The following is a 23,463-nucleotide window of genomic DNA, read 5'->3' on the forward strand; positions in this document are numbered from 1 at the left end:
GCGAACGTGTACTGACTGCGAGAAGGAGCGACGAAACTCGCAGTGGTTGCACGCTCGACGCGTGGGATGGGTGAGAGGAAGCCCGATGTCCCGGTTTGTCGACCGCGTCGTCATCCATGTGCGTGCGGGCAATGGGGGCAACGGCTGCGCGTCGATTCACCGGGAGAAGTTCAAGCCGCTCGGCGGCCCGGACGGCGGTAACGGTGGCCGCGGCGGCAGCGTTGTGCTGGTCGTCGATCCGCAGGTGCACACCTTGCTGGACTTCCATTTCCGGCCGCACATCAACGCTGCGTCCGGAAAGCAGGGGCAGGGCAGCAACAAAGAAGGTGCCGCCGGATCCGACCTGGAGATCAAGGTGCCGGACGGCACCGTGGTGCTCGACGAGCACGGACGGCTGTTGGCCGACCTGGTGGGAGCGGGCGCCCGATTCGAAGCCGCCGCGGGCGGCCGCGGCGGGCTGGGCAACGCCGCACTGGTGTCGCGGGCCCGTAAGGCGCCGGGCTTCGCGCTGCTGGGGGAGAAGGGCGAGTCCCGTGACCTCACCCTGGAACTCAAGACGGTCGCCGACGTCGGCCTGATCGGATTTCCCTCGGCGGGCAAATCGGCCCTGGTGTCGGTGATCTCGGCGGCCAAACCGAAGATCGCCGACTACCCGTTCACCACGCTGGCGCCGAACCTGGGCGTGGTCTCCGCCGGGGACAACACTTTTACCGCCGCCGACGTCCCGGGGCTGATCCCGGGCGCGTCGACCGGCCGCGGGCTGGGATTGGACTTTCTGCGCCACATCGAACGGTGTGCGGTGCTGGTACACGTCATCGACTGTGCCACCGCGGAACCGGGCCGAGACCCGCTCTCCGACATCGAGGCCATCGAAGCCGAGCTGGCCGCCTACACGCCGACCATGCAAGGGGATTCGGCCCTCGGTGACCTGGTGGACCGCCCGCGCGCGGTCGTGCTCAACAAGATCGATGTACCCGAAGCGCGGGAGATGGCCGAGTTTGTCCGTGACGACATCGTGGCCGAGCGCGGCTGGCCGGTGTTCATGGTGTCGACCGTGAGCCGGGAAGGGTTGCGCCCGTTGATCTTCGCGCTGGCCGAGATGGTGTCGGCGTATCGTGCGGCGCAGCCGGAACCGGTGGCGCGCCGGCCGGTGATCCGGCCGATACCCGCGGGCGAGACCGGGTTCACCGTGGAAGCCGACGGCGACGGTGGGTTCATCGTGCGCGGCTCACGGCCCGAGCGCTGGGTGCACCAGACCAACTTCGACAACGACGAGGCGGTCGGCTACCTCGGTGACCGGCTGGCCCGGCTCGGGGTCGAGGAGGAGCTGCTGCGGCTGGGCGCCACACCGGGCTGTGCGGTGACGATCGGGGACATGACCTTCGACTGGGAGCCGGCCACACCGGCCGGGGTCGACGTCACGTTGTCCGGGCGGGGCACCGATGTTCGGGTAGAGCGCAGCGACCGGGTCGGGGCCGCTGAACGCAAAGCCGCGCGCAAGCAGCGCCGTGAACACTCGGAGGAGTCGTGAGTTCCGCGGCGCGCGAAGCGGTCCGGACCGCGCGCAGCGTCGTCGTCAAGATCGGCACCACCGCACTGACCACCGAGAACGGTATGTTCGACGCGGCCCGCCTCGCCGGGCTCGCCGAGGCGATCGAAGCCCGGATGAAGGCCGGCTCGGACGTGGTGATCGTGTCGTCCGGCGCCATCGCCGCGGGACTGGAGCCGCTCGGGTTATCCAAGCGGCCCACCGATCTGGCCACCAAGCAGGCGGCCGCCAGCGTGGGCCAGGTGGCGCTGGTCAACGCCTGGAGTGCCGCGTTCGGCCGGTTTGGCCGAACCGTCGGGCAGGTGCTGCTCACCGCACAGGACACCTCGATGCGGGTGTCGCACACCAATGCTGCCCGCACCCTGGACCGGTTGCGTGCCCTGCACGCGGTGGCGATCGTCAACGAGAACGACACGGTGGCCACCAACGAGATCCGGTTCGGCGACAATGACCGGCTCTCAGCGCTGGTAGCGCACCTGGTCGGCGCCGATGCGCTGGTGCTGCTCTCCGACATCGACGGTCTCTACGATGGCGACCCCCGCAAGGGGCCGGCCCGCCTGGTGCCCGAGGTGACCGGCCCGGACGACCTCACCGGCGTGGTGGCCGGCGAAGGCAGTCACCTGGGCACCGGTGGCATGGTGTCGAAACTGTCCTCGGCGCTGCTGGCCGCCGACGCGGGCGTTCCGGTGTTGCTGGCCGCCGCCGCCGATGCCGCCGCCGCGCTGTCGGATGCGTCGGTGGGCACGGTGTTCGCAGCGCGTTCGCAGCGGTTGTCGGCGCGCAAATTCTGGGTGCGCCACGCCGCCGATGCGGCGGGCACGTTGACGCTGGACGCCGGCGCGGTTGAGGCGGTGCTGAGCCGGCGGCGCTCCCTGTTGGCGGCCGGCATCACCGGAGTGTCGGGCCGGTTCCACGGCGGCGACGTGGTCGAGCTGTGCGGCCCGGACGGGTCGGTGGTGGCCCGTGGTGTCGTCGGCTACGACGCCGGGGAGCTGGCGGGGATGATCGGCCATTCCACCGCCGAACTGGCCCCGGATGCGCGCCGCCCGGTCGTGCACGCCGACGACCTGGTCGCCGTGTAGGGCCGGCCGCCGTGAGCACCGTCTTCACCATCGACGGCGCGGGATGGAGCGGGTTTCTGCGGTTCATGTGCCGGGGTGTGGTCACCAAGGGCAAGGCCATCCGAGCCGTCAAGTACCCCAACACCTACTTCGAAGGACTGCGTTACGTGCCTGCGGTCACCGCGGTGCAACGCGGTGCACAAGCCCTCGACGACATGCTGACCGCGCACTTTCACGGTCACCCCGAAGCCGACGATGTGCTGGTCTACGCGGTGAGTATGGGGGCGCAGGTTGCCTGCAAGTGGCTGCGCGAGTACGGCCCCACCTCCTCGGTGCCCACCGGCAAGGTGTCGTTTCTGCTGCTGGCAAACCCCGAACAGCCGTTCCACGGCATTTATCGGGCTGACCCCAAGCTGGTCAGGTTCATGACACTGCCCGACTACGGCGGCGTCGGGGTGCCGGCGGACACCCCCTTCGCGGTGACGGATCTGTGCCGCCAGTACGACGGCATGGCTGACTTCCCCAATCGTCCTGCAGCACAGGTCAGTTCACTGGGCGTCCGCAACGCTCTACTGGGGCTTGTGACTGTCCACAACAACTATTTCCGAGTCGACATCAACAGCCCCGACAATCTGCGCACGCACCGCGGCAACATCACCTACGTCTTGTCACCGACCCGCCTGCCGCCGGCCTGCGGCCTGTCCGCGCTGTTCCCCACCCGGCTGAAAAAGCAGCGTCGTAGGATCGAGACCTGCTACGACCGCTCAGCCTGGCACAGGTAGTGCCCGCGCTATTTCCCGGCGGGACTCAGATACAAAGCGCCCCAGACGATTTCGGTCAGCGCGGTGGCGAGTTCGGAATCGTAGTCGGTATCGCGGCCCGGCAGGTTCTGCTGGCACGCCCGCTCCACCATCCAGGTCAGGGCACTGGCCGTGGCGGTGACGGGTAACGCGCGGCGAATGGAGCCGTCGGCCTGGCCGGCTTCGATCACCTGCGCCACCCGCCCGGAGATACCGGTCAGCAACTCCCGATACGTGGCCGCCACCAGCGGGTCATAGCCGGCCATCTCGCTGAGCGCGATCAGCAGCGGTTGGTGCCGTCGATAGCTGGCGATGATCGCGGCCATCGCAGCGCGGACATCGTCGGGATCACGACGCCCGGCCACGCCCCACCAGCGCTCGGCGCTCGCGGCGAGATCGCCGAATACCTGGTCGGCGAGTCGGCGCAGCAGATGGCCCTTGTCCTCGAAATAGATGTAGAAGCTCGCGCGCGACATCCCGGCCTCGGTGGCGAGCCGGTCCACGCTGAGTTCGGTGAAGCTGGCACCGTCGCCCATCAACCGCTCGGTGGCATCCAGCAGGCGGCGCTCGATCTCACCGCGCCGCTCCTGGCGGCTGCTCGGGGGCTTGCGGGTCACAGAAGCCACGGAGCAAAGCTTAGCCGCCCCTGGAACAGCTTGACTAGACATTCTGTCTAGACCTATTGTCTGGATTGCTGACTGTGACCGGCGTCATAAGCCGAGGAGGAGCCATGACAAAACCATCCGCCCCGCTGCGCGGCTACGACCCGATCGACTTGTCGTCCCGCGCGTTCTGGGCAGGTACCGCCGCGGAGCGGGAACGCTCATTCGCGGTGCTGCGTGCCGAGCGACCGGTGAGCTGGCACCCGCCGGTCGAAGACGCCATGCTCAACGATCCGGACGATCACGGCTTTTGGGCCGTCACCCGACATGCCGACATCGTCACGGTGAGCCGCACCAACGAGGTGTTTCTGTCCGGCAAGGGTGTGCAGTTCGAGAACTTTCCCCCGGAGCTGCTGGAAACCACGCAGTCCTTCTTGGCCATGGATCCGCCGCGGCACACCACACTGCGCAAGCTGGCCACCGCGGCGTTCACGCCCCGGCAGGTCCGGCGCATCGAGGACTCGATCACCGCCAGCGCCACGGCCATTGTCGATGAACTCAAGGCCGCCGGCAGCGGGGCCGACTTCGTCGACTACTGCGCCAAGGAACTGCCGCTGCGCACGCTGTCGGACATGATGGGAATTCCGCCTTCCGAGCGGGAACAGGTTGCCCATGCCGCCGACGCGCTGGTATCGGCGGGCGACCCGGTGTTCCTCGCCGGGCGAGGCCCGTTGGCGGTGATGGGCGAGAACATCATGTACTTACATCAGGTCGCCGGTGCGCTGGCCGCGCAGCGTCGCGAGCACCCCGGCGACGACTTGTTCAGCAGCCTGGTGAACACCGAAGTCGACGGTGACCGGCTCACCGACGCTGAGGTGTCCGCCTACTTCGTGCTGCTCGCAGTGGCCGGTAACGACACCACCCGCCAGACCACCAGCCACGCCCTCAAGGCGCTCACCGACTTCCCCGAGCAACGGGCCTGGCTGCTGGAGGATTTCGACCGCCGCATCGGGACGGCCGTCGAGGAGTTCATTCGCTACGCCACCCCGGTGATGACGTTTCGGCGCACCGCCGCAACCGATTACGAGCTCGGTGGCGAAACCATTCGGGCTGGCGACAAGGTCGCGATGTTCTATGCGTCCGGCAACTGGGACGAGACGGTGTTCGATGAGCCGGCCCGGCTGCTTCTGAGCCGCGATCCCAACCCGCACCTGGGCTTCGGCGGCGGCGGGCAGCATTACTGCCTGGGAACGCATGTGGCGCGAGCTCAGCTGCGCGCCATCTTCGGCCAGTTGCTGCGGCAGCTACCGGGTATTGAGGCCGGCGAGCCGGAGTACGTGGCGGGCAGCTTCATTCACGGCATTCGTGCCATGCCCTGCACGTTCTGATCGAGGGCGGCTCAGGCGGGCACGATCAGACGCGAGACCCCTCATTCTGCATGCAGAAGGGTGCTTTCACGTCTGTTCGGCGGGAGTTGGGTGGCCGGTCCCGAACCGGATCCCGGTGGCGTCCTTGCCGACCGCGGTCAGCACCGCAACAGCGACCAGCACCGGCACCAAAGTGACCGCCAGCGCGAACGGGTAGCCGTGGGAGGCAGCCAGGTGCTCCTGGATCGGCAGGTTGAACGCGGCCAGCAGATTGCCGAGCTGGTAGGTCACCCCCGGGTAGAAGCCGCGGATCTCGTCGGGCGACATCTCGGTCAGGTGCGCCGGGATCACCCCCCAGGCGCCCTGCACGCAGAACTGGATCAGAAACGAGCCCAGGCACAGCATCGCCGCGCTCTGCGACAGCGCGAACAGCGGCACGATCGGCAACCCCATCACCGCGCACCAGATGATCGCGTAGCGACGCCCCAACCGCTGCGACAGCGCACCGAAGATCAGCCCGCCGATGATGCCGCCGATGTTGTAGATCACCGCGATCCATTTGGCCGTCACATGGGACAGGCCCGCGCCATCGGTGGACGTCAGGAAGGTCGGGTAGATGTCCTGGGTGCCGTGGCTCATCCAGTTGAACGCCGTCATCAGCAACACCAGGTAGCAGAACCGGCGGATCACCTTGGCGTCGGTGAACACATCGCGAATCCTGGTGCGGGTCAGCCGCATCCGATTCTGGGTGGCCTGCCACACCTCGGACTCCGACACCCGGTAGCGGATCAGCAGGCTGACCATTGCCGGCAGGATGGAAAGCCCGAACAGCCACCGCCACGACAGTCCCAGCCAATCGGTCACCAGCAGGGAGGCCAGGGTGGCGGCCAGATAGCCGAACAGATAGCCCTCCTGCAGCAGCCCGGAGAAGAAGCCGCGACGCTCGGGTGGGATCTTCTCCATCGCCAGTGCGGCGCCGAGCCCCCATTCGCCGCCCATGCCGATTCCGTAGAGCAGGCGCAGGATCACCAGCACGGTGAAGTTGGGCGCGAACGCGCACAAGAATCCGACCGTCGAGTAGAAGATCACGTCCACCATCAGCGGTATTCGCCGGCCGACCCGGTCGGCCCACAAACCGAACAGCAGCGCCCCCACCGGGCGCATCACCAACGTGGCGGTGGTCAGAAAGGCCACCTCGGTTTTGGTGTGGCCGAAGGTCTTGGCGATGTCGGCGTAGACGAACACCACGATGAAGTAGTCGAAGGCGTCCATCGACCAGCCCAGGACGGCGGCTAGAAACGCGTTGCGCTGATCGGCGTTCAGGCGCTGTTTCACCCGAACATCGTGCCTTATGGCCTCGGCGCCGAGACCGCACCGGTCAGCTCGGCGGCCAACAGCGCCAGCACCGCGGAGCAGCCGCCGTCGATCTTGACCGCGGCCAGCTCATCGCCGCGGGTGGCACCGCGGTTGACGATCGCGACCGGCACACCGCGCGCCGCGGCGTGCCTGACGAAGCGGTAGCCGGAGAACACCGTCAGCGACGAGCCCGCCACCAGCAATGCGTCGGCTTCGTCGACCACCGAATACGCCTGGGCGACACGGTCTTTGGGGACGCTTTCGCCGAAGTAGACGATGTTTGGCTTGAGGATCCCGCCGCAGCGGTGACAATCGACAAAACGGAAGGATGCGGTATCGGTGACGACGGCGTCTGCGTCGGGCGCCACGGCGATACCACCGAGCTTTCCCGCCCGTTCGACAAACCCCGGGTTGAGCTGCTCCAACTGCTCGGCCAGCACTGCGCGGCTCACCGAATTCCCGCAACCCAGACACACCACCGTCGCATAGTTGCCGTGTAGATCGATGACGCGGCGACTCCCGGCTTTGGTGTGCAGCAGGTCGACGTTCTGGGTGATCACCGCGTTCACCACGCGCGCGTCTTCCAGCGCGGCCAGCGCCAAGTGCCCGGGGTTGGGCGCGGTGTCGGCCATGTGGCGCCAGCCCAAGTGGTTGCGGGCCCAGTAGCGTTGCCGAAAAACCGGGTCGCCGGTGAACTGCGCGATCGTCATCGGGTTGCTCGGCGGCGACTCCGGGCCGCGATAGTCCGGGATGCCGGAATCCGTCGAGATGCCGGCACCGGTGAGCACCGCGACCCGCCGGCCCGCCAGCAGCCTCAGCAGGTCGCAGACCGTCGGCTCGGATGCACCCATCCGGCTAGCGTAGGCACTTTTCGGCGGTCGACCGTTCGGTCGCCATGTTGCGGCACATCATCTCCAGCGCCGCGGCGCCCAGTCCGGCGTCGATGTGGGCGACGGCATCGACCGGGATCACCACCGGCAGATGCCGCACGTAGGCGTCCAGGGCGGTGTAGAGAATGCACTGCTCGGTGACCTGCCCGGTCAGGATCAATCGCCGGGTGCCGAGCCGGCCGAGCAAATACTCCAGCGGAGTCGAGTAAAAGGCGCTGTGGCGCACCTTGGTCACCCGCCGATCGCCGGTTGCCGGGACGATGGGGCGCACCAGCTCGGGACGCGCGCCGTGCAGTGCCGAGGTGACGATCTCGGCGAAGCCGGCGGTGAAGTCGCCGTGGTTGTCGTTGACATAGATCAGGTCGACGTCGTCGTCGGCGCGGCTGCGTTCGACCAGGTCGGCCAGCGGTTCGATGATGTTTGCGACGTTGTCGGCCAGTTCTGCTGCGTCGTCATGGCGGTAGGCGTTGAGCATGTCGACGACGACCACGGCGGTATCGCTCATGGCCTAGGTGATACCCGAAAGCTGCATGTTGACACCGTCCTGGGCAACAATGGGGAGCAATGGACTCTACTGGGGACTTCTACAACGCCTACCGGCACGGGTTCGCCCGCGTCGCCGCCTGCACCCACCGCACGACGCTCGCCGACCCGGCCGCCAACGCCGAGTCGGTGTTGCGGTTGGCGCGTGAGTGCCACGACGACGGCGTCGCGCTGGCCGTCTTTCCCGAGCTCACGCTGTCGGGATACTCCATCGACGACATCGTCCAGCAGGACAGCTTGCTCGGCGCCGTCGAGGTGGCACTGCTCGAGGTGGCCGCGGCGTCGACGGAGCTATTGCCGGTGCTGGTGGTGGGGGCGCCACTGCGCTACGCCCATCGCATCTACAACACCGCCGTGGTCATCCATCGCGGGAGCATCCTCGGGGTGGCGCCCAAGTCCTACCTGCCCACCTACCGGGAGTTCTACGAGGGCCGCCAGTTGGCCGCCGGCGCCGATGAGCGCGGACTGATCCGGCTGGGCGGTGCCGAGGTGCCGTTCGGGCCGGACCTGCTGTTCGCCGCGACCGACCTGCCCGGCTTCGTGCTGCACGTCGAGATCTGCGAGGACATGTTCGTGCCCGTGCCGCCCAGCGCCCAGGCCGCCCTGGCCGGCGCGACGGTGTTGGCCAATCTGTCCGGCAGTCCGATCACCGTGGGGCGCGCCGACGACCGCTGCCTGCTGGCCCGGTCGGCGTCGGCGCGGTGCCTGGCCGCCTACGTCTATGCCGCCGCGGGCGAGGGTGAGTCGACCACCGACCTGGCCTGGGACGGTCAGACCATGATCTGGGAGAACGGCACACTGCTCGATGACAGTGACCGCTTCCCCAGCGGAGCCCGCCGGTCGGTTGCCGATGTCGACCTCGGGCTGCTGCGCTCGGAGCGGCTGCGGATGGGCACCTTTGACGACAACCGCCGCCACCACCGGGATGCCGTGCAGGACTTCCGGCGGGTGGAGTTCGTTCTGGACCCGCCGGCCGGGAATATCGGGCTGCGACGGGTGGTGGAGCGGTTCCCGTTCGTGCCCTCCAATCCGCAGCGACTGCAACAGGATTGCTACGAGGCCTACAACATCCAGGTGTCCGGTCTCGAGCAGCGGCTGCGGGCGCTGAACTATCCCAAAGTGGTCCTCGGGGTCTCAGGCGGGTTGGACTCGACCCACGCCCTGATCGTCGCCGCCCGGGCCATGGACCGGGAAAACCGGCCGCGCAGTGACATTCTGGCGTTCACCATGCCCGGCTTCGCCACCGGTGAGCGCACCAAGGCCAACGCGGCCGCGCTGAGCAGGGCGCTGGGAGTGACGTTCGCCGAGATCGACATCCGCGACAGCGCGAAGCTGATGCTGACCGAGCTGGGGCATCCGTTCGCCCGCGGCGAAGCCGTCTACGACGTCACCTTCGAGAATGTGCAGGCCGGCCTGCGCACCGATTACCTGTTCCGGATCGCCAACCAGCGCGGCGGCATCGTGCTGGGCACCGGCGACCTGTCGGAGTTGGCGCTGGGTTGGTCCACCTACGGGGTGGGCGATCAGATGTCGCACTACAACGTCAACGGGGGAGTGCCGAAAACCCTGATCCAGCATCTGATTCGCTGGGTGATCAACTCCGGTGAGTTCGACGCCGAGGTCTGCGCGGTGCTGGCTTCGGTGCTCAATACCGAGATCAGCCCGGAGCTGGTGCCGGCGAGCGACGGTGAGGAGATTCAGCGCAGCGAGGACAAGGTGGGGCCGTACTCGTTACAGGACTTCGCACTGTTTCAGGCACTGCGCCACGGTTTCTCGCCGGCCAAGACCGCGTTCTTGGCGTGGCACGCCTGGCATGACGTGGAAGCCGGATCGTGGCCGCCCGGGTATCCGGCGGACAAGCGGCAGGCCTATTCCCTGGCCGACATCCGGCACTGGCTGAAAGTCTTTGTGCAGCGCTTCTATTCGTTCAGCCAGTTCAAGCGCTCGGCATTGCCGAACGGGCCGAAGGTGTCGCACGGCGGCTCGCTGTCGCCGCGGGGGGAATGGCGGGCGCCGTCGGACATGTCGGCGCGGATCTGGCTCGACGAAATCGAACGGGAGATTCCGCAGGGGTAGGGAGGAGCACCGACGATGGCCGAGATGCGAAGGTTTCCGTTGTCACCGGCGTTGCAGCGGGCCATGGAGTTGCTCAGCGATCCGCCGTCGAATCCCGTGGTCAGCCGGGGCTATCTCGACCTGCTGGGCGGAGAAGCGGACTCCGGCTCGGCGCAGAACACCGGTGCGATCCAGAGACTGTGGGCCTCGCCGTTCGGGTCGATGTTCTACGACAACGCCCAGACGCTGGCGCGGCGACTCCTCGAAGCCTGGCAGCACCCGATCGAGTGGCTGGACATCCCGGCCGGTGGGGTGGCGCTGGATGTCGGCTGCGGTCCGGGCAGCATCACCGCCTCGCTGGCCCGCGCCGTCGGCGCCGACGGCCTGGCGCTGGGTGTCGATGTCTCCGAGCCGATGCTGGCCCGGGCGGTGCGGGTGCGAGCCGGCGCCCAGGCCGGATTCCTGCGCGCGGATGCCCAACAGCTGCCGCTACGCGACAACACCGTCGACGCCGTCGTCTCGATCGCCGTGTTGCAGTTGATCCCCGACCCCATGGCGGCGCTGGGCGAGATGGCCCGGGTGCTCAAGCCCGGGGGGCGGATCGCGCTGATGGTGCCGACGGTCGGCTTGGCATCGCGGATCTGGCAGCTGCCGTTGAAGTCCGGCGTGCGCGTGTTTGGCGACGACGAGATCGCCGACACCCTCGAGGGCTACGGCTTCACCAGTGTGCGGGCCAAGAACTTCGGCACCATCCAGTGGGTGCGGGGCAAGCAGGCGTGACCGCTTTGCTCAGGTGCTGGACATCGAACTGCGGTATTCGGATCGAGCACATCACGTGCAACGTTCGGGTTCGTCGGTGCCCAACGCCGCGCTGATCGCCTCGGCATTCGGGGCGCAATCCCCGGCGCCGGCGACCAACGTAGCCAGTGCCCCGGCCGCACACGCGCGCCGTAACGCGTGGGCGACGCCGCCGGGCCACTCGGCCGCCAGCACGCCGGCGAAGACATCACCGGCGCCGGAGGTGTCGACGGCATCGACCACCGGCGACGGCATCTCGACGGTGCCGCCCGCCCCGGCATAACGGGCACCGCGCGCTCCCAGCGTGACCACTCGGTGCGGTGCCGGGTGGTCGAACTGCGCCGACTCCGTCTGGTTGACCACGGCGACGTCGATCAGGTCGCTCAACTCGCCCAGTTCCAGGTCCGCGCCGATCGGGGAGACATTGACGATCACCGTCGCCCCGGCTGCCCGGGCCAGGCGCGCGGCCGCGGTGGCCGTGTCGATCGGAATCTCCAACTGCACCAGCAGCACCTGCGCGCCGGCGATCAGGGCGCGCTGGCCGGAATCCAAGGCCAGTGAGGCATTCGCGCCCGGTGCCACCACGATGGTGTTCTCCCCGGCCGGGTCCACCGTGATCACCGCCGACCCGCTGGGCCCCGGCACCGTCGTCAGCCCCTCGGTGCCGACACCGTTGCCGTGCAGGTGCCGGCGTAACCGCACGCCGGCGTCGTCGTCGCCCACCGCGCCGACGAACTGCACCCGGGCACCGGCCCGAGCGGCCGCGACCGCCTGGTTGGCGCCCTTGCCGCCGGGGTGGGTGCTCGGTGCCGAGCCGAGCACCGTCTCGCCCGGGGCCGGCAGTGCGGACACCGTGAACACGGTGTCCAGATTGACGCTGCCCACTACGCACACCCGGGTCGCCATGCTTGCCAGCTTCCCATTCGCGGCCGCGCAACGTCGCAGATCCCCTAGGGTGGGACAGTCCGCCTAATCGAAGGGAGCAGCCGAGTGGGCTCGGCACCGTCGGATATCAGCACGAGCGATGAACGGCGACGCCGGCGCTTGCCGTCCCGGATCAGCATTCAGACCAAGCTGATGCTGATCCTGCTGCTGACCAGCATTGCCTCGGTCGCCGTCGTCGGGTTTGTCGAATTCCAGTACGGCGCAGCCGAATTGCAGCGCGCCGCGACGAGCAAGCTGGTGCAAGCCCGGGAGGCGCAGCGCCGTGCGGTCACCTCGTTGTTCGCCGAGATGACGAACTCGCTGGTCCTTTTCAGCGGGACAGCGACCGCGGCCGACGCGCTCAAGGCGTTCACCGCCGGATTCGACGAACTCACCCACGCCCCGGTCAGTCCCGAAGAGCAGCGCGCGATCGCGAATTACTACCGCGACCAGTTCGTCACCGAGCTGGCCGAACGGACCGGCGAACAGGCTGACATCGCCGCGCTGTTGCCGACATCGGCCGCGCAGCGCCACCTGCAGGCCCGCTATACCGCCGGCTTCACCGGAGAACCGAAGAAGCCCGACGACACCGGCGACTCCAGTGCGTGGCAGGCGGCAAACGCCCAGTTCGACCGCTTCTTCACCGAGATCGTCAACCGCAACGAATATCTGGACGCGTTGCTGCTCGACACCCGCGGCAATGTGGTCTACAGCGTGAACAAGGGTGTGGACCTGGGCACCAATGTGCTGACCGGCCCCTACCGCGAGTCGAGCCTGCGCGACGCCTACCGCAAAGCGTTGGCGTCCAACGCCGTCAACTTCGTCTGGATCACCGACTATCAGCCGTACCAACCCAATCTGGACGCTCCCACCGCCTGGCTGGTCTCGCCGGTCGGCAACGCCGGCACCGTCGAGGGCGTGATGGCGTTGCCGCTGCCCAGCGCGAAGGTCAACCGGATCATGACCGCCAACCGCGACTGGAAAGCCGCCGGGGTGGGGCACACCACCGAGACCTACCTCGCCGGCCCGGACGAGTTGATGCGCTCGGATTCGCGGCTGTTTCTGGAGGACCCGGAGGCCTATCGCCGCGAAGCGGTGGCCGCGGGCACCGCGGTGGCGACGGTGGAGAAGGCGCTGCGGCTGGGCACCACGACCCTGGTGCAGCCGGTGGACTCGCCGGGACTGCATGCCGCCCAACGCGGCCAGACCGGCACGCTCAATACCGGATACGACTATCTGGGCAACCGCGAGCTGACGGCGTACGCGCCGCTCACGATCCCCAATTCGGAGCTGCAGTGGTCGATCCTGGCGACCCGGGACTACTCCGACGCCTACGCCGGGGTGACGTCGTTCAGCCGGAGGGTGGTGCTGGCCACCACCGCGGTCATCTTCGCCATCTGCGTGCTGGCCATGGTGCTCGCCCGGCTGTTCCTGCGTCCGATCCGGCGGCTGCAGACCGCCGCCCAGCGGATCAGCGCCGGCGACTACAGCGCCGCGGTGTCGACCCGGGCGGCCGATGAGATCGGCGATCTCACCAAGGCGTTCAACGACATGAGCCGCAGCCTGCGGATCAAGGAGGAGTTGCTCACCGAGCAGCGCAAGCAGAACGACGAGCTATTGCTGTCGTTGATGCCCGAGTCGGTGGTGCGGCGCTATCGCGGCGGCGAACAGGCGATCGCGGAGGAACATCACAACGTGAGCGTCGTCTACGCCGAACTGCACGGGATCGACGACCTGTCCGCCGAGGTGTCCGCGAACGAATTGGTGACGATGGTCGACGAGCTGGTCAGGCAGTTCGACGCGGCGGCCGAAGTCGTTGGTGTCGAACGAATCCGCACCATGTACAACGGCTACCTGGCCGGCTGCGGCTTGACCACCCCACGGCTGGACGGCGTGCACCGCATCGTCGAGTTCGCCTGCGAGATGCAGCGCATCGTCGACCGGTTCGACGTCAAAACCGGCCATCGGCTGAACCTGTGGGCCGGCGTCAACACCGGGGAGGTCGTCAGCGGGCTGGTGGGCCGCTCCGGGGTCACCTACGACCTGTGGGGCTCGGCGGTCAACCTCACCTACCAGTTACGTAGGGCCACATCAGAACCCGGCATCTATGTCACCACGGTGGTGCGCGACATGCTCGCCGAGAGCAAGGAGTTCGCTCCGGCCGGCACCGTGCTGATCGGGGACACCGAACAGCAGACCTGGCGCTTGTCGGAGAAATCGTGAACGTCTTCGGGACATGGTTCTACTGGGCGCTCGGTGTCGCGGTCGGGTTGCCTGCGGGCCTGATCCTGTTCACCGAATGGCATGTCGCGCTGGTGCGGCGGGCCAGTTATCTGGCCCGGCCGGTGGCGCTGATCCGCAATTACCTCTTGCCGCTCGGCGCCTTGCTGGTGCTGCTGGTGCCGGTAGCCGGGGTGGCAACTCAAGATCCGACGGTGCGGGTCATCTTCACCGTGTTCGGCTTCATGTTGCTGGTGTTGCTGCTGTCCGGACTCAACGTCACCTTCTTCCAGAGCGCTCCGAAAGGCTCGTGGCGCGGCCGGATCCCGACCATCTTCATCGACGTCGCCCGCTTCCTGCTGATCGGACTGGGCCTGGCGCTGATCCTGTCCCACGTCTGGGGCGCCAAGATCGGCGGACTGTTCACCGCGCTGGGCGTGACGTCGGTGGTCATCGGCTTGATGCTGCAGAATTCGGTCGGCCAGATCGTCTCGGGTCTGTTCATGCTGTTCGAGCAGCCGTTCCGGATCGGCGACTGGCTGTCCACGCCCACGGCGCGCGGCCAGGTCGTCGAGGTGAACTGGCGCGCGGTACACATCAGGACCTCCGAGGGGCTGCAGGTCACCCCGAACTCGGTGCTGGCGGGCACCTCGTTCACCAACATCAGCCGCTCCGGTGGGGTGCACCGGGTCTCGGTCACCACCACGTTCGCCGCCGCCGACCCACCCGACCGGGTGTGTTCCTTATTATCGCGGATCGCCGCGGCACTGCCGCTGCGCACCGCCGGGGAGGTGCCCGGCTCGGTGGCGCTGGGCGGTGGCCAATACCGGACCGCCATCGCGCTGGACTCCCCGGTCGACGACGGTGCGGCGCAAGCCACCTTCCTGCGGTGGCTCTGGTATGCCGCTCGGCGCGAAGGCCTGCACCTCGACGACGCCGACGATGAGTTCTCGACGCCGGAGCGGGTCGCCGAGGCGCTGCGGACGGTGGTGGCACCCGCGTTGCGGCTGACCGAGGCCGACCAACAAGCCCTGGCGCCGTATGCCACCGTGGTCCGCTACGGCACCGACGAAGCACTCGAACAGGCCGGTCAGGTGCCGGCCGCCATGACCTTCCTGACCGAAGGCAGCGTCCGCATCACCGGCACGGATCCGGCCGTCCCGGACACCACGCTGCGGCACGGCGCGTTCCTGGGCGTCACCACCCTGACCCGAGAAGCCAGCCAGTTCGACGCCTACGCGCTGGAGGAAGTGACCGCGGTGGTGATCGACCGCGACCACATCGAAGACCTGGTGATGGCCAAGCCGCTGCTGTTGCAGGAGTTGGGCCGGATCATCGATCAGCGCCGACGCCCGCACCAGACCGGGGCCGTTTCGCCGGATCTGCCCTTCGCCGATACCCTGGGGCGATGAGCGTCCCTGTGCTTCCCGACCTGCGCCAAGAGGTCCACGACGCCGCCCGCCGAGCCCGGATCGCCTCGCGCGCGTTGACGGCGTTGTCCACCGCGGCCAAGAACAGTGCGCTGAACGCCGCAGCCGATGCACTGCTGGCTCACAGCGATGACATCCTGGCCGCCAATGCCGAAGACCTGGCCGCCGCCCGGGCCGCCGGCACACCCGAGGCCATGCTGGACCGGCTGGCGCTGAACCCCCAGCGGGTCAACGGAATCGCCGCCGGGCTGCGCCAGGTTGCCGGGCTGCCCGATCCGGTCGGCGAGGTGCTGCGCGGCTATACCTTGCCCAACGGGCTGCAGCTGCGCCAGCAGCGGGTGCCGCTCGGCGTGGTGGGAATGGTCTACGAGGGCCGGCCCAACGTCACCGTGGACGCGTTCGGGCTGACGCTGAAGTCCGGCAACGCCGCGCTGCTGCGCGGCAGCTCGTCGGCGGCGCACTCCAACCAAGCCCTGGTCGACGTCCTGCGGGGTGCCCTGACCGCGGAGGATCTGCCGGCCGACGCCGTGCAGCTGCTCTCCGCGGCCGACCGCGCAAGTGTCACCCACCTGATCCAGGCTCGTGGCCTGGTGGATGTGGTCATTCCGCGCGGCGGGGCCGGGTTGATCGAGGCCGTGGTGCGTGATGCGCTGGTGCCGACCATCGAGACCGGCGTCGGCAACTGCCACGTCTACGTCCATGAGTCCGCCGACCTGGCTGTCGCCGAACAGGTGCTACTGAACTCCAAGACCCGGCGGCCCAGCGTCTGCAACGCGGCCGAGACCCTGCTGATCGACAGGTCCATCGCCGAGACGGCGCTGCCCCGGCTGGTGGATGCGCTGACCGCCGCCGGGGTCACGGTGCACAGCGACGCCGCCGAGGACGACCTGCGTCGGGAGTACCTGGCGATGGACATCGCGTGCGCGGTGGTCGACGGGCTCGAGGACGCCATCGAGCACATCAACGAATACGGCACCGGTCACACCGAGGCCATCGTCACCACCAACATGGCCGCCGCTCAGCGGTTCAGTGAGCAGGTCGATGCGGCCGCGGTCATGGTCAATGCCTCGACGGCGTTCACCGACGGCGAGCAGTTCGGTTTCGGCGCCGAGATCGGCATCTCCACCCAGAAACTGCACGCGCGTGGTCCGATGGGCCTGCCGGAGCTGACCTCGACCAAATGGATCGTGTGGGGTGACGGCCACACCCGTCCCGTCTAAGGAGCCGTACCCCGCATGGACCTGCCCGCCACCCCCGCTCAGCACACCTCGCTGTTCACCGATATCGACGACGTCGCCCGCCGACTGGCCGAGACCGGGTATCTGGCCGACACCGCCACCACCACCGCGGTGTTCCTGGCCGACCGGCTGGGCAAGCCGCTGCTGGTGGAGGGACCGGCCGGCGTCGGAAAGACCGAACTGGCCCGCGCCGTGGCCGCCGCCACCGGTGCCGGACTGGTACGGCTGCAGTGCTACGAGGGTGTCGACGAGGCCCGAGCGCTGTATGAGTGGAATCACGCCAAGCAGATCCTGCGCATCCAATCAGGCTCCGGGTCCGCTGACTGGGACGCCACCAAGATGGACGTGTTCTCCGAGGAGTTTTTGCTGTCGCGTCCGCTGCTGACCGCGATCCGGCGCACCGATCCCACCGTGCTGCTGGTCGATGAGACCGACAAGGCCGACATCGAGATCGAGGGCTTGCTGCTGGAGGTGCTGAGCGACTTCGCGGTCACCGTCCCCGAACTGGGCACCATCACCGCGACCCGCGCGCCGTTCACCGTGCTGACCTCCAACGCCACCCGGGAGCTGTCCGAGGCGCTCAAGCGCCGTTGCCTGTTCCTGCACATCGACTTCCCCGACCCGGACCTGGAACGGCGCATTCTGTTGTCGCGGGTACCCGAGTTGCCCGAACACCTGGCCGCCGAACTGGTGCGCATCATCGGCGTGCTGCGCGGCATGCAGCTCAAGAAGCTTCCCTCGGTGGCCGAGACCATCGACTGGGGCCGAACGCTGTTGGCGCTGGGCCTGGACACCATCGACGACGCCACCGTGGCCGCCACCCTCGGGGTGGTGCTCAAGCACCAGTCCGACCAGGTGCGCGCATCCGGGGAACTGCGACTGAACTGATGGTCCCCTGATGGTCCGCCGCACCCGTCCGCCGCAGCCGCTGGCCCCGCACGGCATCCCGGGGCACCTGGTGGGCTTCGTCGAAGCCCTACGGGGTCAAGGGATTTCGGTGGGACCATCGGAAACCGTCGACGCCGGGCGGGTGCTGGCCGCACTCGGGCTGGGCGATCGGGAGGTGCTGCGCGAAGGCCTGGCCTGCGCGGTGTTGCGCCGGCCCGACCATCGCGACACCTATGACGCCATGTTCGATCTGTGGTTTCCCGCCGCCCTGGGCGGGCGCACCGTGATCGTCTCCGATGACCCGCAGTCCGCCGACGACGCACCGCTGCCCGAAGACGTCGAGGACATGCGGGAGATGCTGGTCGATCTGCTGACCGACAACCCCGACCTGGCCGATACCGACCCACGGTTGTCGGCGATGATCGCGGCGATCGTCGGGGCCTACGGGCAATACCGCTCCAGCCGCGGCCCCTCCTACTCCGCCTACCAGGCGCTCAAGGCGCTCGCACTCGACGAGCTGGAGGGCAGACTGCTGGCGGGGCTGCTTGCCCCGTACGGCGACGAGCCCAGCCCGACTCAGGAGCAGATCGCCAAGGCTGTTGCGGCGCAGCGGATCGCGCAGCTACGCAAGCTCATCGACGCTGAGACCAAGCGGCGCACCGCCGAGCAGCTCGGCCGCGAGCACGTGCAGATGTACGGCATCCCGCAACTGTCGGAGAACGTCGAGTTCCTGCGCGCTTCCGGAGAGCAGCTGCGCCAGATGCGACGGGTGGTGGCGCCGCTGGCCCGCACCCTGGCCACCCGGCTGGCCGCCCGTCGGCGACGCTCCCGCGCCGGCACCATCGACCTGCGAAAGACCTTGCGCCGCTCGATGTCCACCGGCGGCGTGCCGATCGACGTGGTGCTGCGCAAGCCGCGCCCGGCCCGGCCCGAGCTGGTGGTGCTGTGTGACGTCTCGGGGTCGGTCGCCGGGTTCAGCCACTTCACGCTGCTGTTGGTACACGCACTGCGCCAACAGTTCTCCCGGGTTCGTGTCTTTGCGTTCATCGACACGACCGACGAGGTGACGCATCTGTTCGGGCCGGAGGCCGACCTGGCGGTGGCCATTCAACGGATCACCCGCGAGTCCGCGGTGTACACCCGCGACGGCCACTCCGACTACGGCCATGCCTTCGGCTCGTTCGTCGAGAAGTACCCGAGTGTGGTGTCCCCGCGCACGGCGCTCCTGGTACTCGGCGACGGCCGCACCAACTACCGCGACCCGGGCACCGACGTGCTGTCGCATCTGGTGACCGCGAGTCGCCATGCGCACTGGCTCAACCCCGAGCCGCGGCACCTGTGGGGCAGCGGTGATTCGGCGGTGCCGCGGTATACCGACGTCATCGCCATGCATGAATGCCGGTCGGCCAAGCAATTGGCCGCGGTCATCGACCAGCTGCTGCCGGTCTGATTCCCTGCTCTGGCAGGCCGTTGGCCCAGCTGGACCAGCCGTATCGCTGCGCACGCTCGCCGAGGCGAGTAAGCGCGGGCGCTTTCCCGGAAAAACTAGGGTAGTGGATTACTCTATGAACCCCCGCGAACACCGAAATAACCTAAGGCTTCTTGGCGAGCTTTACGCATCTGACGGTGGCGATGGCGGCAATGCGGGGGCGGGAGGGCGCCGGAGGCGACGGTGGCGGCATCAGCGCCGTCGCCTCCGGCGGCAACATCGGGCGATGCCCGGAGCCACCAGAACCCGGGAACTAAGAGGCGCGCTGCGGCGGGCCTTTCCGTTGTCCGGGGACCTCAGGCCCGTGGCCGGCCCTCGGCGAACAGCTGGACCAGCTGCTCGCGCCGTTCGATGCCGAGTTTGGCGAACATCCGGTACAGGTGCCCGTCCACAGTGCGTACCGACACGGAGAGTCGATCGGCAATCTGACGGTTGGGAAGCCCGGCGGCCACCAGCATCGCGATCTCGCGTTCACGATCGGTGATCGGCAGGGGCTGAGTCACCGACGCGATGGCCGGCGTGTGGATGTCGCCCTGCTTGGCCAACCACTGCGTTCGCGTCGACGACTCCAACTGCTTGCCGCGTTGACCGCTGCGCGCGTACTCGGCGGATGCCTGGGCCGCCGCATCGGCGGCGAGTGCGAACGCACCCATGGCCGCGAATCGGTCCGAGGTGGTGCTCAACAGATCGGCGTTGTGCTCGGCCAGGCCGCGAGCATGGGCAGCAGCCGCATCGGGCAACGGCGCGTCCAGTGTCTCGGCGAGCTCTGCCAGCCGGTCGGCGTGTGCGCGCTCGCCGAATCGGACCGCGGTGTGCAGCGCCCGCATCTCGACAGCGTGCATCCCGGCGCGCCGGGCGCTCTGCGCGGCTCGCAGCGCGTGCGTTCGGGCATCGGAGGTCTGACCGTGCACCACCCGCTCCCAGGCGCGGGCCAGCTCGAGTTCCGGTAGAAAGGCGGCGATCTGTGCTCCGTAGGCTTTTTCGCAACGCCGCAGTGCGGCCGAGGCGGACATCGCGTTGCCGCGGGCCGCTTCAGCCTCGGCGGTCCAAGCGTTCGCCAGCATCGGCCACAACGGGGGAGCGGCGCCGGACAGCACCGGCGAGGAGTCCTGAAACTGCGAACATGCCAAGGGCAATCGGCCGTGCGCCAGGTGTACCAAGCCGTGCAACACACCGGCCATCGCGTCTGGCTCCGGGACACCGGCCGCCATGGTGACATAGCGTTCGGCGGCCAGTTCCGCCTGCTGGTAATCGCCGGCGGTGACGAGTGCCATGACCTCGGCGATGCCGAGACCGAACCGGATCATTCCGGAGTGACTGCGCGTGGCCGCCTGTAATCCCATCCCCGCGATCCCGGCCACCTCACCGAAGCGCCCGACGGTGGCCAGCGCCAGCGCGGTCGGCAGGGCAGCCAGCGCCGTCGCGAACGGCGACACGTCCGCCTCGCAGAACGGTGGTCCGGCCCGAAGCGTCCTGGTGAGGTCGCCGGTGAAGAACGCGAAAGCCACTTCCAGGGCGCGGATGAGGGCCGCACTGGCTTCCGCATGCGCGCGATCCTGCACGCCAGCAAGAATCTGCCGCGCGGAATCGATTTGACCGCAGTTCCAAAACAGGTTCGACGCGCGAACACAACACCACTGGACAATCGCCGCGTTATCGGCGCCGTCGAGGCTGACATCGGTCAGCACCGACTCGGCCTCCTCGCCACGGCCTTGCCACAACAGGGCTTCGCCGAGAACCAGTGCCGCCGGCAAGCCACCGTCGCGGTCAAAGGCGAACCGGGCCAGCTCTTCTGCGTGGGCCAGGTTGGACATGGCCGCCGCCCTCACTGCCGCGCCGATGATCAGCTCGAAGTCGGGCTCCAGGTCGCTGCAGATCATGAATTGGGCCATCCGGATCTTGCCGCGCACGTCCGGCAGCCGCAACCGCCGCCCGCCTCCCCGCAGGTACTTGTCAAAGGCCTTGAACAGCACACCGTTGAGCCGCCGGGAGCGCACCACACCGACACGCTCGAGCACCGCTTCACCGAAGACCGGGTGGGTCACCTGCACCAGCGTGCCGCCGCTGTCCGAAGTCAGGGTAACCAATCGGTGACGTTCCAGGCCGGAGACAGCTTCGGGAGAACAGAGTTCGCGGAACACCTCCCAGTCCAGCAATTCCGCGATCGCCAGAATCTCGAGTGCCTCCAGCTCTTCGGGTCGGAGGGTCTGCAGGCGAAACCCGAGCAGAACAGACAATTCGTAGTCGGCGTGCAGAGAACCCTTGAGCTGCCAGCCATACTCGTCTTGCACCAGGACGCCGTCTTCCTGGCCGGCCCGCAGCAGTCCACGCAGATACAGCGGGCTTCCGCCACTTCGGTCGTGCAACCGTTTGATCACTTGCGGGCTGACCACACCACCGAGCACCCGGCGTGCGAGTTCGCCGGTCTGTTCGCGGGTGAACGGGTTGATGTGCATGTTCAACACCAACTGCTCCTTGAGCAGTGCGGTCACCGCGTCGAGCAGCGTTTCGCCTGACCGGATCACCACGATCACCTGGGCCGTGCCTTCGGCCGCCAGCTGATAGACCAGGGTGGCCGACAACGGGTCGAGCAGTTGAGCGTCATCGACGACGATCACCGGGTTCTGCGTGGCCGCGAGATTCCGGTGCGCCATCGCCAACATCGCTGCCGGCTCGCAGCTCGCATCGACGGTCACCGACCGGGAGAACGCCCCCAGCGGTACGTCACGGCCGGTCTGGGTGCCCAGCACGAACCGGACTGTTCGCCCGGCCGCGGTGAGGCGGGCACCGAGCGCGCGCGCCAGCGTCGATTTGCCGACACCGCTGTCGCCGACCAACGCGACACCCTGTAGTTCGGAATCGGGCCCCAGGGCTGCCATCGCCTTGCGCAGTTCATCATCGCGGCCGACAATCGGCCACGCAGAAGCAGATTCAACCTTGCCGCGCAAAGCCCCCCGTCCTCCCCCCGGACAACTGCGTTGGGCCAAAACCTACGCCGCACGTTCGGGGGGTGTAAATATTTCCACCCGGGAAAAACAAACGTTGACGATCACGTAAATGGGTTCGTCGAACGGTCGGGAAGTTGCTCGGTGAATGCTCGGTCCGGGCGAGGTCAGCGCGCCCGCGCGAATACCAACCAGCGCAACTCGATAGGGCTCTCCTCACGGGAAGTCCGAAACGCGTCGAGCCCGCTCACCCAGTCGGCGTACCAGCTGGTGGGCGGCCAGGCGCCGTCGGGCAGGTGTGTCTTTTCGTAGTCGTATACGGACTCGTCGGCAATGAGCTCAAGGGGCAAGCCCGCTGCGGCGGCCAACATTTCGTCGCGGGTGAACAAGCTCGAGTACACCTGCTGACAGAATTCGCGGGCGGCGTCGTCGGGATGGTAGCCCTCACGCGCCAGGAATGCGTTGAACACCAGCCGCCCGCCGGGAGCCAGGCAGCGGGCGGCGAGTTCGAAAAGACTGCGTACCTGCTGGGTCGATCGGAAATCGGTCAATACCTCCGAAAGCACGATCAGCTGGTAGTCGTGGCGCAGGTCATCAGCGTCGACGAATACGTCACGCACGATGACGCGCACGTCCAACGAGCACCGGTCGGCCTCGTCTTTCAGCATCTCGGCGAACTTCGGGGTCATCTCCACGACGTCGACCGGGTGCCCGCGGCGGGCCAGTGCCAGGGCGTTGCGCCCGGTGCCGCCACCGATTTCGAGCACGTGATGCGCAGCTGGATCACCGGCCATCTCGGCTTGGGTGGCCAGCTGGCAGACCATGGCATCGGGCTCGGTGCCGAACAGCGGTGGTTCCCGCGTGGCCAGCCAACGCTCGTAGGCCTCGGAGATCGAGCTCCATTCGGCGCGGACCGTGTAGTTCAGCGTGAGGCCGATCGGGGCGTCGTAGGAGATGATGATGTTCGAGCGCGGCGACGCCGAGTAGGCAGCGGCCAGTTGCCCCTCCAACACCCCGCGAAGATGGGCGAGTTCGGCGTCGTTGAAGCGCTTGCCCAGGCCCGCGAACACTGCGTCGCACATCGTCACGTATTCGTCCAGCATGCTGGGGACGGCCGGCAGCACGATCTGCCCACCGATCCGCGCCCGGGTATAGAAACGGCGCAGCATGGCGTCCTTGGCCGCCTGCGCGGGATCAACCGATGTCGACGGCGACTTATCCACAGCCCTCTTCTACACGATCGTGCGGTGCTTTGCCCCCGCAATCGCGCTGACCCGGCGGCGGCCGTCTGCCGACAGCCGTTTCCGC

Annotated in this window: 18 protein-coding genes; 11 read left to right on the top strand and 7 right to left on the bottom strand. The window is 67.9% G+C overall.

Going from position 1 to position 23,463, the window contains the following annotated elements; translation table 11 throughout:
* Window positions 1-85: 85 nt before the first annotated feature.
* The 3 genes from obgE to AC5Y4Q_RS16585 are packed head-to-tail and all read left to right on the top strand — an operon-like array spanning window position 86 to window position 3,392.
* The gene (obgE, locus tag AC5Y4Q_RS16575; protein WP_064921260.1) at window positions 86-1,531 is read left to right on the top strand and encodes a GTPase ObgE; all 1,446 of its coding nucleotides are present in this window, start codon (window positions 86-88) and stop codon (window positions 1,529-1,531) included.
* Entirely contained in the window at window positions 1,528-2,631 is a 1,104-nt protein-coding gene (gene proB / locus AC5Y4Q_RS16580) for a glutamate 5-kinase (RefSeq protein ID WP_064921261.1), read from the top strand. The genes obgE and proB overlap by 4 nt, the downstream gene beginning before the upstream one ends.
* An 11-nt stretch (window positions 2,632-2,642) precedes the next feature.
* Window positions 2,643-3,392 (top strand): PE-PPE domain-containing protein, encoded by a 750-nt coding sequence (locus AC5Y4Q_RS16585; RefSeq protein ID WP_064921262.1) that lies wholly within the window; start codon window positions 2,643-2,645, stop codon window positions 3,390-3,392.
* An 8-nt stretch (window positions 3,393-3,400) separates the two neighbouring features.
* Here AC5Y4Q_RS16585 and AC5Y4Q_RS16590 read toward each other — a convergent pair whose 3' ends face one another.
* Window positions 3,401-4,036, bottom strand: a complete 636-nt coding sequence (locus AC5Y4Q_RS16590) for a TetR/AcrR family transcriptional regulator (protein WP_064921263.1) — start codon at window positions 4,034-4,036, stop codon at window positions 3,401-3,403.
* A gap of 104 nt (window positions 4,037-4,140) precedes the next feature.
* Here AC5Y4Q_RS16590 and AC5Y4Q_RS16595 point away from each other — a divergent pair, with 104 nt between their 5' ends.
* Window positions 4,141-5,400: a cytochrome P450 gene (locus AC5Y4Q_RS16595; protein WP_499959674.1), complete on the top strand. Its 1,260-nt coding sequence runs from the start codon at window positions 4,141-4,143 to the stop codon at window positions 5,398-5,400.
* Window positions 5,401-5,466: 66 nt separating this feature from the next.
* Here AC5Y4Q_RS16595 and AC5Y4Q_RS16600 read toward each other — a convergent pair whose 3' ends face one another.
* From AC5Y4Q_RS16600 to AC5Y4Q_RS16610, 3 genes are read right to left on the bottom strand one after another with little or no spacing between them, the layout of a single operon-like run.
* Window positions 5,467-6,714 carry an MFS transporter gene (locus AC5Y4Q_RS16600; RefSeq protein ID WP_499959676.1) on the bottom strand — a complete coding sequence of 416 codons (1,248 nt, stop codon included), beginning with the start codon at window positions 6,712-6,714 and terminating at the stop codon, window positions 5,467-5,469.
* 14 nt (window positions 6,715-6,728) lie between these two features.
* Entirely contained in the window at window positions 6,729-7,586 is an 858-nt protein-coding gene (locus AC5Y4Q_RS16605; RefSeq protein WP_499959678.1) for an NAD-dependent protein deacetylase, read from the bottom strand.
* Window positions 7,587-7,590: 4 nt separating this feature from the next.
* Window positions 7,591-8,130, bottom strand: a complete 540-nt coding sequence (locus AC5Y4Q_RS16610; protein WP_064921267.1) for a cysteine hydrolase family protein — start codon at window positions 8,128-8,130, stop codon at window positions 7,591-7,593.
* 59 nt (window positions 8,131-8,189) lie between these two features.
* On the opposite strand from AC5Y4Q_RS16610, the gene AC5Y4Q_RS16615 reads away from it, so the two are divergent.
* Together AC5Y4Q_RS16615 and AC5Y4Q_RS16620 are read left to right on the top strand one after the other, a co-directional pair.
* Window positions 8,190-10,244: an NAD(+) synthase gene (locus AC5Y4Q_RS16615; protein ID WP_499959680.1), complete on the top strand. Its 2,055-nt coding sequence runs from the start codon at window positions 8,190-8,192 to the stop codon at window positions 10,242-10,244.
* A 15-nt stretch (window positions 10,245-10,259) separates the two neighbouring features.
* A complete protein-coding gene (locus AC5Y4Q_RS16620; RefSeq protein ID WP_235663869.1) occupies window positions 10,260-11,003 on the top strand; it encodes a methyltransferase domain-containing protein in 744 nt (247 codons plus the stop codon).
* Between the two features lie 51 nt (window positions 11,004-11,054).
* Here the strand turns inward: AC5Y4Q_RS16620 and AC5Y4Q_RS16625 are convergent, their stop codons facing one another.
* Window positions 11,055-11,927, bottom strand: a complete 873-nt coding sequence (locus AC5Y4Q_RS16625) for a ribokinase (protein WP_499959682.1) — start codon at window positions 11,925-11,927, stop codon at window positions 11,055-11,057.
* A gap of 66 nt (window positions 11,928-11,993) precedes the next feature.
* Here AC5Y4Q_RS16625 and AC5Y4Q_RS16630 point away from each other — a divergent pair, with 66 nt between their 5' ends.
* From AC5Y4Q_RS16630 to AC5Y4Q_RS16650, 5 genes are read left to right on the top strand one after another with little or no spacing between them, the layout of a single operon-like run.
* Entirely contained in the window at window positions 11,994-14,168 is a 2,175-nt protein-coding gene (locus AC5Y4Q_RS16630) for an adenylate/guanylate cyclase domain-containing protein (RefSeq protein ID WP_499959721.1), read from the top strand.
* Complete coding sequence (locus AC5Y4Q_RS16635; protein ID WP_499959684.1) at window positions 14,165-15,577, top strand: mechanosensitive ion channel domain-containing protein; 1,413 nt, start codon at window positions 14,165-14,167, stop codon at window positions 15,575-15,577. Before AC5Y4Q_RS16630 ends, AC5Y4Q_RS16635 begins: the two co-directional genes overlap by 4 nt.
* Window positions 15,574-16,815 carry a glutamate-5-semialdehyde dehydrogenase gene (locus AC5Y4Q_RS16640; protein ID WP_125224577.1) on the top strand — a complete coding sequence of 414 codons (1,242 nt, stop codon included), beginning with the start codon at window positions 15,574-15,576 and terminating at the stop codon, window positions 16,813-16,815. Before AC5Y4Q_RS16635 ends, AC5Y4Q_RS16640 begins: the two co-directional genes overlap by 4 nt.
* A gap of 15 nt (window positions 16,816-16,830) precedes the next feature.
* On the top strand, window positions 16,831-17,721 hold the full coding sequence (locus AC5Y4Q_RS16645; protein WP_064921274.1) for an AAA family ATPase: 891 nt from the start codon (window positions 16,831-16,833) through the stop codon (window positions 17,719-17,721).
* Between the two features lie 7 nt (window positions 17,722-17,728).
* Window positions 17,729-19,171: a vWA domain-containing protein gene (locus AC5Y4Q_RS16650; RefSeq protein WP_499959722.1), complete on the top strand. Its 1,443-nt coding sequence runs from the start codon at window positions 17,729-17,731 to the stop codon at window positions 19,169-19,171.
* 335 nt (window positions 19,172-19,506) lie between these two features.
* Here the strand turns inward: AC5Y4Q_RS16650 and AC5Y4Q_RS16655 are convergent, their stop codons facing one another.
* Window positions 19,507-22,158, bottom strand: a complete 2,652-nt coding sequence (locus AC5Y4Q_RS16655) for a helix-turn-helix transcriptional regulator (protein ID WP_499959687.1) — start codon at window positions 22,156-22,158, stop codon at window positions 19,507-19,509.
* A gap of 164 nt (window positions 22,159-22,322) precedes the next feature.
* Window positions 22,323-23,324 (bottom strand): class I SAM-dependent methyltransferase, encoded by a 1,002-nt coding sequence (locus AC5Y4Q_RS16660; RefSeq protein WP_499959724.1) that lies wholly within the window; start codon window positions 23,322-23,324, stop codon window positions 22,323-22,325.
* Window positions 23,325-23,463: the final 139 nt, after the last annotated feature.

This window comes from Mycobacterium sp. NGS16 (assembly GCF_059813225.1).

Bases quoted from the DNA above. Each gene is read 5' to 3' on its own strand.
- AC5Y4Q_RS16610 (WP_064921267.1), bottom strand. From the start codon at position 8,130: ATGAGCGATACCGCCGTGGTCGTCGTCGACATGCTCAACGCCTACCGC.
- AC5Y4Q_RS16660 (WP_499959724.1), bottom strand. From the start codon at position 23,324: ATGCTGCGCCGTTTCTATACCCGGGCGCGGATCGGTGGGCAGATCGTG.
- AC5Y4Q_RS16640 (WP_125224577.1), top strand. From the start codon at position 15,574: ATGAGCGTCCCTGTGCTTCCCGACCTGCGCCAAGAGGTCCACGACGCC.
- AC5Y4Q_RS16645 (WP_064921274.1), top strand. From the start codon at position 16,831: ATGGACCTGCCCGCCACCCCCGCTCAGCACACCTCGCTGTTCACCGAT.
- AC5Y4Q_RS16615 (WP_499959680.1), top strand. From the start codon at position 8,190: ATGGACTCTACTGGGGACTTCTACAACGCCTACCGGCACGGGTTCGCC.
- AC5Y4Q_RS16605 (WP_499959678.1), bottom strand. From the start codon at position 7,586: ATGGGTGCATCCGAGCCGACGGTCTGCGACCTGCTGAGGCTGCTGGCG.
- AC5Y4Q_RS16625 (WP_499959682.1), bottom strand. From the start codon at position 11,927: ATGGCGACCCGGGTGTGCGTAGTGGGCAGCGTCAATCTGGACACCGTG.
- AC5Y4Q_RS16595 (WP_499959674.1), top strand. From the start codon at position 4,141: ATGACAAAACCATCCGCCCCGCTGCGCGGCTACGACCCGATCGACTTG.
- obgE (WP_064921260.1), top strand. From the start codon at position 86: ATGTCCCGGTTTGTCGACCGCGTCGTCATCCATGTGCGTGCGGGCAAT.
- AC5Y4Q_RS16620 (WP_235663869.1), top strand. From the start codon at position 10,260: ATGGCCGAGATGCGAAGGTTTCCGTTGTCACCGGCGTTGCAGCGGGCC.